11 protein-coding genes are annotated in these 14,227 nt (G+C 59.5%); 2 read left to right on the top strand and 9 right to left on the bottom strand.

All coding sequences use genetic code 11. The features are described from left to right. Window position 1 precedes the first annotated feature (1 nt). The 3 genes from ABDX79_RS01970 to ABDX79_RS01960 form a co-directional block, all read right to left on the bottom strand. Window positions 2-1,456, bottom strand: coding sequence for a pyruvate dehydrogenase complex E1 component subunit beta (locus ABDX79_RS01970; RefSeq protein ID WP_346218571.1), 1,455 nt, complete (start codon window positions 1,454-1,456; stop codon window positions 2-4). A 12-nt stretch (window positions 1,457-1,468) separates the two neighbouring features. Then, complete coding sequence (gene pdhA, locus ABDX79_RS01965; protein WP_346218570.1) at window positions 1,469-2,620, bottom strand: pyruvate dehydrogenase (acetyl-transferring) E1 component subunit alpha; 1,152 nt, start codon at window positions 2,618-2,620, stop codon at window positions 1,469-1,471. 247 nt (window positions 2,621-2,867) lie between these two features. Further along, window positions 2,868-3,176 carry an FtsB family cell division protein gene (locus tag ABDX79_RS01960; RefSeq protein WP_346218569.1) on the bottom strand — a complete coding sequence of 103 codons (309 nt, stop codon included), beginning with the start codon at window positions 3,174-3,176 and terminating at the stop codon, window positions 2,868-2,870. A gap of 184 nt (window positions 3,177-3,360) precedes the next feature. Between ABDX79_RS01960 and ABDX79_RS01955 the strand changes: the two genes are divergently transcribed. After that, window positions 3,361-4,314: a formate/nitrite transporter family protein gene (locus tag ABDX79_RS01955; RefSeq protein WP_346218568.1), complete on the top strand. Its 954-nt coding sequence runs from the start codon at window positions 3,361-3,363 to the stop codon at window positions 4,312-4,314. A gap of 82 nt (window positions 4,315-4,396) precedes the next feature. On the opposite strand, the gene ABDX79_RS01950 is transcribed toward ABDX79_RS01955, so the two are convergent. The 3 genes from ABDX79_RS01950 to ABDX79_RS01940 form a co-directional block, all read right to left on the bottom strand. After that, window positions 4,397-7,621 carry an efflux RND transporter permease subunit gene (locus ABDX79_RS01950; RefSeq protein ID WP_346218567.1) on the bottom strand — a complete coding sequence of 1,075 codons (3,225 nt, stop codon included), beginning with the start codon at window positions 7,619-7,621 and terminating at the stop codon, window positions 4,397-4,399. Beyond that, a complete protein-coding gene (locus ABDX79_RS01945; RefSeq protein ID WP_346218566.1) occupies window positions 7,618-9,099 on the bottom strand; it encodes an efflux RND transporter periplasmic adaptor subunit in 1,482 nt (493 codons plus the stop codon). The genes ABDX79_RS01950 and ABDX79_RS01945 overlap by 4 nt, the downstream gene beginning before the upstream one ends. Before the next feature lie 420 nt (window positions 9,100-9,519). Further along, a complete protein-coding gene (locus tag ABDX79_RS01940) occupies window positions 9,520-10,038 on the bottom strand; it encodes a MarR family winged helix-turn-helix transcriptional regulator (protein WP_346218565.1) in 519 nt (172 codons plus the stop codon). 217 nt (window positions 10,039-10,255) lie between these two features. On the opposite strand from ABDX79_RS01940, the gene fumC reads away from it, so the two are divergent. Then, window positions 10,256-11,644 (top strand): class II fumarate hydratase, encoded by a 1,389-nt coding sequence (fumC, locus tag ABDX79_RS01935; RefSeq protein WP_346218564.1) that lies wholly within the window; start codon window positions 10,256-10,258, stop codon window positions 11,642-11,644. A gap of 60 nt (window positions 11,645-11,704) precedes the next feature. Here fumC and ABDX79_RS01930 read toward each other — a convergent pair whose 3' ends face one another. The 3 genes from ABDX79_RS01930 to gluQRS all read right to left on the bottom strand — a co-directional run bounded on the left by ABDX79_RS01930 (window position 11,705) and on the right by gluQRS (window position 14,223). Beyond that, the gene (locus ABDX79_RS01930; RefSeq protein WP_346218563.1) at window positions 11,705-12,535 is read right to left on the bottom strand and encodes a PRC-barrel domain-containing protein; all 831 of its coding nucleotides are present in this window, start codon (window positions 12,533-12,535) and stop codon (window positions 11,705-11,707) included. 180 nt (window positions 12,536-12,715) lie between these two features. Beyond that, window positions 12,716-13,153 carry a large conductance mechanosensitive channel protein MscL gene (gene mscL, locus ABDX79_RS01925; RefSeq protein WP_346218562.1) on the bottom strand — a complete coding sequence of 146 codons (438 nt, stop codon included), beginning with the start codon at window positions 13,151-13,153 and terminating at the stop codon, window positions 12,716-12,718. Between the two features lie 149 nt (window positions 13,154-13,302). Then, window positions 13,303-14,223 carry a tRNA glutamyl-Q(34) synthetase GluQRS gene (gene gluQRS / locus ABDX79_RS01920; protein ID WP_346218881.1) on the bottom strand — a complete coding sequence of 307 codons (921 nt, stop codon included), beginning with the start codon at window positions 14,221-14,223 and terminating at the stop codon, window positions 13,303-13,305. Window positions 14,224-14,227 lie beyond the last annotated feature (4 nt).

The following is a 14,227-nucleotide window of genomic DNA, read 5'->3' as shown; positions in this document are numbered from 1 at the left end:
ATCAGGTCCGGTAGCAAACGGCCTTCACCGCATCGATCACATCCTGGACCGATGGCAGCGCAAGCTTTTCGAGGTTTGCGGCATAAGGCATCGGCACATCCTTGCCGTTTACCTTCAGAACTGGCGCATCGAGATAATCGAAGGCCTGAACCATCAGCTCGGACGCGATGTGTCCGCTCACGGAGCACTGCGGGAAGCCTTCTTCGACGATGACGCAGCGGTTCGTCTTCTTCACGGATCTTACAACCGCCGGCATGTCCATCGGGCGAATGGTGCGAAGATCGATGATCTCGGCTTCGATCCCGTCCTTGGCAAGCTCTTCAGCGGCCTTGATGGCATAGGTCATCCCGATCGACCAGGAGACGATCGTGACGTCCGTTCCCTTTCGATGTACGCGCGCCTTTCCGATCGGAACGATCCAATCGTCCATCTTCGGAACGTCGAACGACTGACCGTAGAGGATTTCGTTTTCCAGGAAGACGACCGGATTTGGATCGCGGATCGCGGCTTTGAGGAGACCCTTATAGTCCGCCGCCGTGTAGGGCTGTACGACCTTCAGACCGGGAACGTGACTGTACCAGGCGGCATAGTCCTGGCTGTGCTGGGCGGCAACGCGGGCCGCCGCGCCATTCGGCCCTCGGAAGACGATGGGACATCCCATCTGACCACCCGCCATATAAAGGGTCTTTGCAGCCGAATTGATGATCTGGTCGATCGCCTGCATGGCGAAGTTGAAGGTCATGAACTCGACGATCGGACGCAGGCCGCCAAAGGCAGCACCGACGCCAAGACCCGCAAACCCGTGCTCGGTAATCGGCGTATCGACGATGCGGCGTGCGCCGAACTCGTCCAGCAAGCCTTGGGTGATCTTGTAGGCACCCTGATACTCAGCAACCTCTTCGCCCATTACGAAGACGGCATCGTCGCGGCGCAATTCTTCCGCCATCGCATCGCGTAGAGCTTCGCGAACGGTGGTCGAAACGATCTCCACGTCGTCCGGCACTTTCTGGCCGAACGGTCCTTCGTCCTCGATATCGGGATGCGTCTTGCCCTCGGCCGGCACCCGCCGCTCTTCGATGGGCGTGATCGACTTGGCAGCACGATCCTGGGAACCGCTTTCAGCCACCGGCTCGTCGTCCGATTTGGTGGCGACTTCCTGCTTCTGATCGCCTCCGCCGCCTGAGGCGGCCTTGTCCAGATCGCTCTCATCTTCTCCGTCAGCGAGGAGAATGGCGATGGGCGCATTGACCTTCACGTTCTCAGTGCCGGCCTCGACGAGGATCTTGCCGAGCTTCCCCTCGTCGACCGCCTCGACTTCCATGGTAGCCTTATCGGTCTCGATCTCGGCGATGATGTCGCCAGCCTCGACAGTATCGCCGACGTTCTTCACCCATTTGGCAAGGGTGCCCTCTTCCATGGTTGGGGAGAGGGCGGGCATCAAAATTTCGGTCGGCATCGCCGTCCTCCCTTATTCGGCAGCCTGCGGAATTTCCTCGGCATAAACATCGGTCCAAAGCTCGCTCGGATCCGGCTCAGGATCGTTCTGGGCGAACTCGGCCGCATCGGCGACAATCTCGCGAACTTCCTTGTCGACTTCCTTGACTTCGTCCTCGGACATTCCGTGGTTTTCGGTCAGCCGCTTCTTCACCTGTTCGATCGGATCGGATTCGGAGCGCATCTTCTGCACTTCGTCGCGAGAGCGATATTTCGCGGGGTCCGACATGGAATGACCGCGATAACGGTAAGTCATCATTTCAAGGATGATCGGCCCCTCGCCCGAGCGGCAATGCTCGACAGCCATGTCACCGGCAGCCTTCACCGCCCGCACATCCATACCATCAACCTGGATACCGGGAATCTTGAACGACAGTCCGCGATGGGAGAAATCCGTCTCGGCGGATGCGCGCGAGACGGACGTTCCCATTGCGTAGCGGTTGTTTTCGATGACGTAGATCGCGGGCAGCTTCCACAGCGAGGCCATGTTGAAGCTCTCGTACACCTGCCCCTGGTTTGCGGCGCCATCGCCGAAATACGTGATCGAAACGGCGTCCGTGCCATTGTATTTGTTGGAAAAGGCAAGTCCGGATCCGATGGGGACCTGCGCACCCACGATGCCGTGCCCACCGTAGAACTTCTTCTCTTTCGAGAACATGTGCATCGAGCCACCCTTGCCTTTCGAGTAGCCCGAACGACGGCCAGTGAGCTCGGCCATGACACCACGCGCTTCCATGCCGGTCGCCAGCATGTGCCCGTGGTCGCGATATCCGGTCACGACCTGATCGCCTTCTTTCATCGACATCTGCATGCCGACGACGACCGCTTCCTGACCGATGTAGAGATGGCAGAAACCGCCGATGAAGCCCATGCCGTAGAGCTGCCCGGCCTTTTCTTCGAAGCGGCGGATCAACAGCATGTCGCGATAGGCGCGCAGCTCTTCGTCCTTGGAGAAATCCAAAGGTTCCGGCGTGGAAAAATCTTCCAGCGTACGGACGATTTCCTTCCCGGATTCGGTATCGACAGTCTTCTGACTATCGGTCGATTTCGCCTTGCTCGTTCGAGACGATGCGGTCTTGCTCGACGAATTCGATTTGGACGAGGACGTTCTTTGTCGAGCCGCCATGGTGCCTCCCTGAACTGGGCCAGTTACTCGGTGTCGACCGAACTATAGACCGGAAAACAGCCGCTTCAAGCGCCGGAAATCCTTTTAACCTGATTTCGGTTTACGCTGCATTGCAGCAATATTTGAACCGAATTCCAGTTAATGACTCGGGACGCAAGCGGATCTACCTGCTCGCATGTCGTTGTATCGCTAGGCGGTGCGGAAATCGCTAACGGATCGATTTCAGAATTTTGCAATGCAAAATCTGCTATTTAAGAATGACGATTTCGTCTTCGGCAACCATGTTCAACGCCCAGCGCGCACGCTCGTCCAGCATGTCGCGTTCAAGTGTTCCCGGGCTTAGCAACTCGACCCGCTGGGCAAGAGCGGTTCGTTCTCTCTGAAGGCTCGCCAGTTCAGCCTTCTTGACATTGAGCCGGCGTTCCAGCTCGGCCTTGGATGTAAGGCCATATTCGCCGGTCTGAACGTGGATGGCGAAATACGCCAGGACCGCGGCAGAAAGTGAGGGAATAATCAACCGGATAAGCCGGCTTCGCTTGGTCTGGATCGTGCGCATCGAATAGTCTCCTCGAACCAATCGAATCGCATGAATTCTATTAACATCCGGTTCAAACCCATCACGGCCAGGTTACTCGCACAACGATCACGTTTTCGACAGTCGCGTGATACCGGCTTTCGTGGCGCTACGTAAATCCTCTGGATCGGCACGTCGTTATAGACGCTGAGTACAAGGACCGGGCATGAGCGAAAGCACGAAGATGAACCGCGAACAAGATGACGAGGAAATGCTTCGGAGAGACCCTGACGAATCTCTCCTCAACGCACCCGATCGCGGTGCGACCCTGGCGGATTATTTTTCTTTCGAGGAAGTGTTTGCTCGGGTGCTTTCATCGGCTGACCATGAGCTCGATGTCAGCAATCGCTACCTCTTCTGGAGCGCGCTTGGAGCAGGCGGTGCGATCGGTCTGACTTTTCTTGCCCGTGTTATTCTGACCGAGACCGCTGGCGAGGATACGCCGGGCCTCCTCGGCAATCTCATGTATCCGGTTGGCTTTCTCATCATCGTACTCGGCCGCTATCAGCTGTTCACGGAAAATACGCTGACGCCTGTGGTCCTCGTTCTGACCAAGCTCACAAGTATCGCGAGCCTCCTGAGGCTATGGACGATCGTGCTTTTGGGCAACCTCGTCGGAGCGTTGGCCGTCGCCGCGCTCATCGCCTATGTCGATGTCCTCACGCCTGAGCGCATCACCATGGCGATCGAAATCGGGCGCCATGCCTACGAAACCGAATGGCTCACGATCGCCGCCCGCGCGCTGATCGCCGGTTGGATTGTCGCCGCGATGGTTTGGTTGGTTCACGCCGCGCGCGACACGGTCTCGAGGATGCTCGTCGTCTTCATTCTGATGTACTTCCTCGGCGTTTGCGGTTTCTACCACGTGATCACGTCGTCGGTGGAAGTCTTCTTCCTCTCCTTCCGGACGGAAGTCTCTTTCTTCTCGCTCTTTCCGCTCTTCGTTGCCCCGGTTCTCATCGGGAATACCGTCGGGGGCGTGATCTTCGTGGCGGTCCTCAACTATGCCCAGTTCGCCGAGCACCGGGATTCCAAGCTTTTCGAGCCCTATGGCAAACCTTTGAGCTATCGGGACTGGGTTTTCGGCAGCAAATCGACGTCAGAGGGTCATAGCGCCTGACCGAGCGATCGGACGGCTGCAAAAAGGCGGCGCTTCCTGTCACAGGAGCGCCGCCTTCTTCATTTTTCGTTCCATGACTGCTCTATTTTGCGGGCTCCGGTTTACCGTCTGAGAGGTCATCCTCTTCAGAGTGCCTTCGGCTCCAGGGCATCGACGGCGAAGAGGCCGAAACGGACGATCCGGTATCATCTTCACGCTCGCGTCCCCACAGCTTGCCACGCCGGCCTTGGGCGATGCGCTGAACCAGAGCATAGAGCGCCGGCACGATGAAGATGCCGATGAAGGTCGCCGCCAGCATGCCGCCGATTGCAGTCACACCGATCGCGTTGCGGGCCGCCGCCCCTGCTCCCGAAGCGACGGCAAGCGGGATGATGCCCACGATGAAAGCAAGTGCTGTCATGAGGACTGCGCGCAGGCGAAGCCGTGCTCCCTTGATCGCCGCCTCGGTGATCGGAAGGCCTGAATCCTGCTGAAACCGTGCGAATTCGACGATCAGAATGGCGTTCTTGGACGCCAGTCCGATCAACATCACGATCCCGATCTGGGAATAGATATTCGAGGTATAGCCGAATACGAGGAGCGAAGCCGCAGCGCCCGCCGCAGCGATGAACAGCGACAGCATGACCGCAATCGGCAGCAGCCAGCTCTCATATTGGCCGACCAGGAACAGATATGCGAAGACGAAGGCCAGAGCGAAGGCGAGATAGGTCACATTCCCGGCCTGCTGCTCCTGATAGGAGGTGCCCGCGAACTGGTAGCTGTATCCATCGGGGAGCGTCTCCGCCGCCACCTGTTGAAGCGCTTGAAGCGCGGCACCGGAGGAGAAGCCGGGCGCCGGGTTTCCCGAAACCTCGGCCGCCAGATAGAGATTGAACCTTGGGACGGCATACGGCCCGAAATCGTTGCGAACGGTGACGACCGTGCGGATCGGCACCATCTCGCCGTCGCGGTTTTTCGCGTAGATGTCGAGAATATCGTCCTCGTCGGCACGCGCATCCGCCTCGGCCTGGAGCCGTACCTGGAAGACGCGACCATTATAGTTGAACTGGTTGACGAAGACCTCGCCGATTGTGCCGCCAACCGCATCGTAGATACTCTGGACGGTGAGCCCCAGGGTCTCGGCGCGATCCCGGTCGATCTCTAGAAACAGGCTCGGCACGTTGGCAGAAAACGTGGTGCGCGCACCCGAGATTTCCGGGCGCTGATTGACCGCGCCGACAAATGCCCGGGCAACCTGCGCCATCTCCGAAGGGTCTTGCCCCTCTTGTGCCAGAAGTTCGAAGGTGAAGCCGCCCACAGAACCGATCCCGGGTATGGGCGGAGGCGGGAAAGCTGCGATCGTCGCGCCGGGTATCTGCGAGAATTTGCCGGACAGCTCCCCGAGAATGGTGAAGAGATCGCGGCGCTCGCCCCACAGTTTCAGACCAATGATGCCAACGCCGGCAGAGGGTCGCTGAGCCTGTTGCAGAAGGCTGTAGCCAGCCGCCGTGGTGAAGGTCTCGACGCCTTCGGTGTTCCGAATAATCTCGGACACCTGCTTGAGGACTTCATCCGTCCGCTGCAACGAAGCCGCATTCGGGAGCGAGACATCGAAGAGAATCGCGCCCTGATCCTCTGTCGGGATGAGAGCACTCGGCAGGCTCAGGAAGGAGAAGACGGCGAGCCCGACGGCACCGGCGAGGATCGCCAGTGCGATCAGCACCCGCTTGACGAGAAAGCCAACGACGGAGGCGTAGAACCGCGTCACCGCCTCCAGTCCTCGCGAAAACAGGCGCAAGGGAGCCCAGCTCTTGCGCGGCGGGCGCAGGAAGATCGCGCAGAGCGCAGGCGTCAGGGTCAGCGCGACAAGGGATGACAGAAGCAGCGAGATCGAGAGCGTGACGCCGAACTGCTTGTAGAGCTGCCCCGACAATCCGGGCAGAAAGGTGGTTGGCAGGAAGACGGCAAGTAGAACGAGGGTCGTCGAGATGATCGGTCCCGTTACCTCGCTCATCGCTTTATGCGCGGCCTCCTTGGGCGCGAGTTTCTCCTGTACCATCACACGCTGACAGTTCTCGACGACCAGGATGGCATCGTCGACGACGAGCCCGATCGCCAGGATCAGGGCCAAGAGCGTTATGACGTTGACGGTAAATCCGGCGGCGAGAAGAAACGCGAACGTGCCGACGAGGGAGACCGGAATGGCCAGGGCTGGCACGAGCGTTGCACGCCAGTCCTGCAGGAAGACGTACACCACCACGACCACGATCGCTGCGACGAGGAAGAGCGAAAAGACGATCTCATCGAGGGTTGCGCTCACATATTCCGTGGCGTCGTAGACGATGTCGTATTCAAGACCGTCTGGAAAGGACGACGAGAGTCGATCGAGCTCTTGCTGAACGGCGGTCACGGTCGCGAGCGCGTTCGCGCCCGGCGACTGGTTCACCTGAACAAGCTGCGACGGATACCCTTGAGCGGAGAACGAGTTCACCGAATAGTTTTGCGCACCAAGCTCTACCCGCGCCACATCGCTGACCCGCACCAGGGCGCCGTTTGGCTGCGCTCGGACCACGATGTTGGCGAAATCCTTGGCGTCTGAAAGACGACCCTGCGAGGTTACCGTGTAGACCGTCGCCTGCCCTTCGGGCGCGGGAGAACCGCCGACGATGCCCACCGAGGCAACGGTGTTCGCCGCCTGAATCGCCGCCGTGATATCGCCCGGCGCAATATCGAGGGCGGCCATCTTGTCCGGGTCCGTCCAGATCCGCATGGCATAGTCGGCAGGTCCGAGCGGCGAGGCGTTGCCCACGCCCTGGACGCGGGAAAGGGCCGGCGTGATATTCGTCGAGACGTAGGCGCCGAGTTCGATGGGGCTGAGCACATCCGTGTTCGTCGAATAGAAGCTCATGGCCAGAAGGAAGTTCGGCGAGCGCGCGCGAACCGTCACGCCCTGCCGCGAGACGGCTGTCGGAAGCTGAGAGGTCGCGAGCTGCACCCGGTTCGAAACGTTGACCTGGGCGATATCGGGATCGGTGCCGATTTCGAAGGTAATCGAGAGATTGTACTGGCCGGCATTCGTCGAAGTCGAGGACATGTAGATCATGCCTTCGACGCCGTTGATCGCCTCCTCCAGCGGCGCGGCGACCGAATCGGCCACCGACTGGGCCGAAGCACCGGGATAGCTAGCCGATACATTGACCGTCGGCGGGGCCACATTCGGGAATTGCGTGATCGGCATCACGAAGGTCGAGAGAGCGCCTGCGATCAGAAGGACGACCGAGACGACCGTCGCAAGACGGGGACGACGGATAAAGAGATCGGAGATCATTGACCGTTATCCGCCTGTGAACCCGATCCGGCGGAGGTGGATGCGCCATTGCTCTCCTGAGCCTCGCCATTTTGACCGGACGAAGCCGCCGTATCGCTTCCGCCGGTCGGATCGGTCCCGGCCGCCCCCTCATCACCCGAAGCGCTTTCTTGAAAATTCGGGTTGACCTTGGCGCCATCCTGGAGATTCTGCACACCCTGGACGACGACAAGGTCGCCGGCCTCGATGCCACTGCTGATTGCAGCCGTGCCGGTTAATTGCTTGCCTAGCTCTACGGGCTGGCGACGAACCGTGTCGTTGTCATCATTCAAGAGATAGAGGTATCGGCCTTCCCGGCTGAGCTGCAGTGCCTCCATTGGAACGACCGGCAGCATCGGCGGGTCCCGCTCGGTCGCAACCAGCGTCACATTTTCGTTCGGCAGAAGCTGACCGTCAGGATTGGGGAAGCTGACGCGTACCTCGATCGTGCCCGTCGATTGATCGACCGTATTGCCAACGAAGGCGAAATTGCCGTCGCCGGGCAATTGTTCGTCGTTCGGAAGCTTGAGGCTCAGCCGATAGTCCTCGGCCGAAGCGGCCGCGTCACCCTTCCCGCCTCCGATGCGGCGCAGCGCCGAGAGACGCTCCTCGCCGATCGGAAACGTGCCCCAGATCGGATCGAGCTGGACGATGTTTGCGAGCGTTCCGCTGGCAGCGGAGACGAAATTGCCCTTGGTGATCATCGGCGCGGAGATGACACCGTCGATCGGTGCGGTGATGGATGTATAGTCGAGGTTGAGCTGCGCTTGCCTCACATCCGCCTGAGCCTGCATGCGGGTCGCCCGCGCCGATTCGAACGTTGCGCGCGCTTGGTCGAGTTCTGCCTGGGGAATTGTTCCCGAGTCGATCAGTTCCTGTGCGCGCTTCAGACTCCGGTCAGCCTCAGCGAGCTGAGCCTCTGCACCGGCAAGCTGGGCTTTGGCCGAGTCGAGCGAGGCCTGATACTGGTCGTCCTCGATCTTGAACAAGCGATCGCCAACCGTGACCACGTCACCGCCCTCGAAGTAGACCTCTTCGATGAAGCCGTTTACACGGGCCTGCAAGGTCACGTTCTGGATCGCTTCGATCCGGCCGATGAACTGAAATTCGTTGCCGACGGATTCAAGCTCGGCTCGCGTCACGACCACGGCCGGCGGTGGCTGCGATCCCTGACTACCACCGGAACCACCGCTCTCTCCGCCGCTCGACGCCGACTGGCTGGATTGGCCGGACGATGAGCCGAGGAACGACAGCCAGTCGGGAAGTTCGATCTCGCCGATCAATGGCAGATTGATGCTGGAAGACTGATTGTCGGAACCCGATGAGCTTCCTCCCCCTCCGCCAGACTGGGCAAGGGCAACGCCGCCGGAAACGCTCGCGCTGAATGCAATCAAGGCAACGAAAACAGCACGCCGTAATGACTTGCCTTGCGTTTCGGCAACGCCTTCGGATTTCCGCATGTGATCGTCCCTCTGCCCGTCCCTATCCCTTTTAGTGTCGGGATTCGCAGGAAGAGTAAAGTTACTGTACACAGAGTCTCATGCACAAAACGACGCGCTCACGGTCAGTTGAACGATACAAATCGTTCTTATGACATACGATTGAACAGAGAAAAACTGCGCTGGTCGGTTGATACTGCCTAACGAACGCGATGGCTCAGAAAGTCAACGACATCAGGCGCCTGGCACAAACGTCTTCAGGACTGCCGGCAGACCGTCGGATGCTCGTGGCGCTCCGGTTTGTAATGAGACAGCCGATCAGGTCGCCAACCGACACTGAAATTCTTCAATATTGCCACTCAATCGAACAGTGCGTTGCTTTCATTCGTGTTCGAAGTCACTGTCCGTCTATCCAGGAAGTTTATAATCTTGGCAGGTTTCCTAATCATCCTTCTTAGGAAACCCATGCAGCAATTCGCCCTTTTCCATGCCCGCCACAATGCGTCTGAGGTCATGAAGCAAGGGCCCGTGGCGATCGGAATCGATGGCGATATTGCACGAGACAGCCTGCTGGATAATCGAGGCTTCCTTTTCCAGTTCGGCCCCACGATCCGTCAGATGAATCGTCGATGTCCGACGATCCGTTTCGGATGGCACACGGGAAACAAGCTCGATATTCTCCAGCCGGTCGACGAGCGGCGTGATCGCGTTGGGCGCGAGGTCGAGCCGCCGCGCGATGTCGACGATCCGCATGGCGCCTTCATCCCAGAGCGCCATCATCACAAGATATTGCGGATAGGTCAGCCCGACCTTTTGCAGAAGCGGGCGATAGGACCGGATGATCGCATTTGTCGCATTGTAGAGTGCGAAGCAAAGCGCATCGTCCAGCCGGACGCGCTCCGCCGCCTGCTCGCTGAACAGATCATCGTCGTCAAATTGAGGAGCAACAATATCGGTCATAACAATCCATATAAGTCATGCGCGAGGCAAATCGAAGGAGCTCTCAAGAATTCCATGCCGTGCTGGAACGGTAGACCTATATTCGCTTCACAGTAAAGAAATCAGGCGCGTTTTGCGGCCCTCGACCGAAAGTGGCCCCTTTTCCAAGAGGCATGGCAGCGTTATGGCACACTGGATCGAAAATGGCGCAATGCCGGCGAGACAGGAACATTGATCGATGAGCACCAGAACAGAAACCGACTCGATCGGCCCGATCGAAGTTGAAGCCGATCGCTACTGGGGTGCCCAGACCGAGCGCTCCCGCAACAACTTCAAGATCGGCGGCGACCGGCAGCCGCTGCCGCTCATCGTGGCCCTTGCGACCGTTAAAAAGGCGGCTGCGCGCATCAATCACGCCAAAGGCAAGCTCGACAAGGAGCTCGCCGATCTGATCGAAAAGGCCGCAGACGAAATCATCGCTGGCAAGCTGGACGATCACTTCCCTCTCGTCGTCTGGCAGACGGGCTCCGGCACGCAGACGAACATGAATGTCAACGAGGTGATTTCGAACCGCGCCATCGAAATCGCGGGCGGCACGATGGGCTCCAAGAAGCCGGTCCATCCCAACGACCACGTCAATATGAGCCAGTCCTCGAATGACGTGTTCCCAACGGCAATGCACGTCGCGACTGTCGTCGAGACCCATAAGCGCCTGATGCCGGCCCTCGATCGGCTGCACGCTGCGCTGAACAAGAAAGCCGAGGAATACAAGGACATCATCAAGATCGGCCGCACCCATACACAGGATGCGACGCCGGTGACCCTCGGCCAGGAATTCTCCGGCTATGCGATGGCACTCCAGCTTGCCAAGAAGCGTGTGACCGATTCGCTGGACGGGGTTCTGGCGCTCGCCCAGGGCGGCACCGCCGTCGGGACCGGCCTCAACGCGCCGATCGGCTTCGACATCGCGATCGCCGAGGAAGTGGCCACGCTCACCGGCCACTCCTTCCGTACGGCCGAGAACAAGTTCGAGGCGCTGGCATCCCACGGCGCCCTCGCCTTCTTCCATGGCTCGCTGAATACGCTCGCTGCCGATCTCTTCAAGATCGCCAACGATATCCGCTTCCTCGGCTCGGGTCCGCGGTCTGGTCTCGGCGAGCTGAGCCTGCCCGCCAACGAGCCCGGCTCGTCGATCATGCCGGGCAAGGTCAATCCGACCCAGGCCGAAGCCCTCACCATGGTCGCGACCGAGATCTTCGGGCACGAAACGACGGTGACCGTTGCGGCATCTCAAGGCCAATTCGAGCTTAACGTCTTCAAGCCGGTGATTGCGAATGCAGTCCTTTCCTCAATCCGGCTTCTCGCCGACGGAATGGAGAGCTTCGCGGAGCATTGCGTCGACGGGATCGAGGCAAACGAAGAGCGCATCAAGAGCCTGATGGAGCAGTCGCTGATGCTCGTCACGGCACTGGCGCCAACGATCGGCTACGACAACGCCGCGAACATCGCCAAGACCGCGCACAAGAAGGGCACGACCCTGCGCGAAGAGGCGATCGCCTCTGGTCTCGTCTCGGCGGAGGATTACGACCGCATCGTCGATCCCTCGACGATGATCTCGCCTCGCTGACAGGCTACAAAAGGCCGGCCTCGAAAGATTGGAGGCCGGCCGTTCTTTCCGGAGCGGCGTTCAGCCCGCGTCCGCGAGCTGACCCCTGGAATTGAACATTTCGTAGTCGAAGGGTTCGGCTTCCTCCAGATCGCTCGGCGAATAGGGAATCGTGAAATAGGAATTCGCCGTGTCGTAATCGGTCCCGAGGATAGCCTCTACCTGATAGGGGATGCCATAGGCACCGCCTGAGCCCCAGCTGACATCCGGCGTGACGATCAGGCCTTCGACCGAACCGTCTTCGCTAAAGGCGACATCCTTCACATAGCCGAAATAAGTACCGTCGTTGAGCCGCACATAGTCGCCGATGACATTCCGGATTCGGTAGCTTTCGCCCGTGACAAGCGGTGCTTCATTTCCGCCAAACAGTGAGAAATCACCGATATTTTCGCCGCTCACCGGAACGGTGATGCCATCAACACCCGGCGTCAGGTCGACATCCTCGAACGGGATCGCGATGACGCTTTCCCCAAGTCCGAGAAGTCCCTCGTTCTCGACAACGATATAGTCAATCTCACTGTCGGCATCGACGACGACGTTTCGCACCATTCCGACCCGCTCACCGCTTTCGCCGCGAACCGTCTGGGAAAGCAGCCGTTCAGCCGTAAAACCACCGGCATATTGCGCGATATCGAAATCGGCCAGAGCCATGGGCACCGAGGTGCTGATCGCGGAAGACGCCGTGGTCGGCGACGGCTCTTCCGCGTTGCCGGCGCTCGAACCGTTCCGATCGCCATTCATCTGCACCTCCGGTTCGCCCTGCGAGGCAGTCGACCCGTTCTGAGCATTGGCCGAAGTGACCGGCAGCATGAGGGTTCCCAGGGCCAGAATTCGGATCAACCTGTCTGTCATAGATCGCTCTCCATTGTCGCGAGTTTGCTGGAGAGGAAAGACCGCCAGGATGGGTCGTGTTCCGCGCCCTGAAGACGCGAACTGTCGCGCCTGCTATGAAAATTCGTTCGATCGCGTCGTGATAACACCCTTCACAACCGCTTCGGCGCTGCTTGTGGCTTTGAGGACAAGCGGGCTCATTCAGCCCCCGGGCGTAGTGCTCGCCTGTTTTGCGAGGAGATCGCGGATCTCTTCGAGCAAAACCTCGTTGCGAGGCGCGTCCGCAACCTTGGCCGACTTTTGCTCTTCCAGACGCTTCAGACGGTTCATGACCTTGACGACCATGAACAGGATGAAGGCGACGATCACGAAGTTAATGGCAAGCGTGATGAACCGTCCGTAGGCGAGAACCGGTCCCTGCGCCCGCGCTGCCTCAAGCGTCGAGGCCGTCACGTCCGCCGACAGACCGACGAACTTGTTGGTGAAATCAACGCCGCCTGTCAGCGTCGCGACGATCGGCATGAAAATGTCCTGGACGATCGAATTCACTAGGCCGGAAAACGCCGCGCCGATGATGATGCCGATCGCGAGATCGACCATGTTGCCCTTGAGGGCAAATTCCTTGAATTCCTTAAGCACCGTGTTCGTCTGCCTTTTCCGTCGAATTTTCGGTTGAAATTGTTTGCTTCGTCCAGCGCTCAAGGGAAGGTCACCTTAAAGATTGCCAGATTGCAAGACCGTGATCCTCGCAGGCAAGCACCGGGCGAAAAACGCCCGCGCCAGCGGAATCAAACGACGCCTTCGAGCCCCACCATCTTCACGATATCGTCGCGCGTGCAGCCTGCAGCGCGAAGCGCCCGGATGGACGTATCGCCGGCGCTCTTTGAAAGCTTGCGCCCATCCTCGCCGAAGATGAGATCATGATGGTGATAGCGCGGAGCGGGCAAGCCGAGCAGCGTCTGCAGCAGCCGGTGAACGCTGGTCGAATGAAACAGATCACGTCCTCGCACCACATCCGTGACGCGTTGAAGCCCATCGTCGACGGTCACCGCCAGATGATAGCTGGTGGGGATGTCTCGCCGTGCCAGGACGACATCGCCCCAAACCTTCGGATCGGCTGCGACGACACCGTGTTCGCCGTCGGGGCCCTCCCCCCATTCCAGCCAGTCGAGGCTCGAGACCTCAGCCAGCGCGGCATCCATATTGAGCCGCCAGGCATAGCGCTCACCGTCAGCCATCTTCTGTTCCCGTTCGGCGTCCGGCATGGTTCGGTCAAGACCCGGATAGAGCGGCGCGCCGTCCGGATCACGGGGCCAGTCCATCCCTTCCTCCTCGCTGTATCGCTCCGCATGGCGCCGTATTTCGCCGCGCGTCATGAAGGCTGGATAGATCAGATCCGCGACATGGAGTGCTTCCAGCGCCGCTGCGTATTCGTCGAAATGATCCGACTGGCGCCTGCGCGTTTCGTCCCAGTCGACGCCCAGAAAATGAAGGTCCTCGACGATCTGCTCTTCGTAGGCCAAGCTGCAACGGGCGAGATCGATGTCTTCCAGCCGCAGGAGGAACTTGCCATGATTTTCCCGGGCCATTCGGTGATTGATCAGCGCGGAATAGGCATGCCCTAGATGAAGTTCACCGTTTGGGCTCGGCGCGAAACGGAAGACGGGGGTCGAATGATCCAGCTCCCACGCTCCTGCCCCAATATCCATACCG

Source organism: Fulvimarina fulva (genome assembly GCF_039652615.1).
Classification (GTDB): Bacteria; Pseudomonadota; Alphaproteobacteria; order Rhizobiales; family Rhizobiaceae; genus Fulvimarina.
The sequence above is the reverse complement of the archived record's forward strand: the minus strand, read 5'-3'. Positions and strand labels throughout refer to the sequence as shown.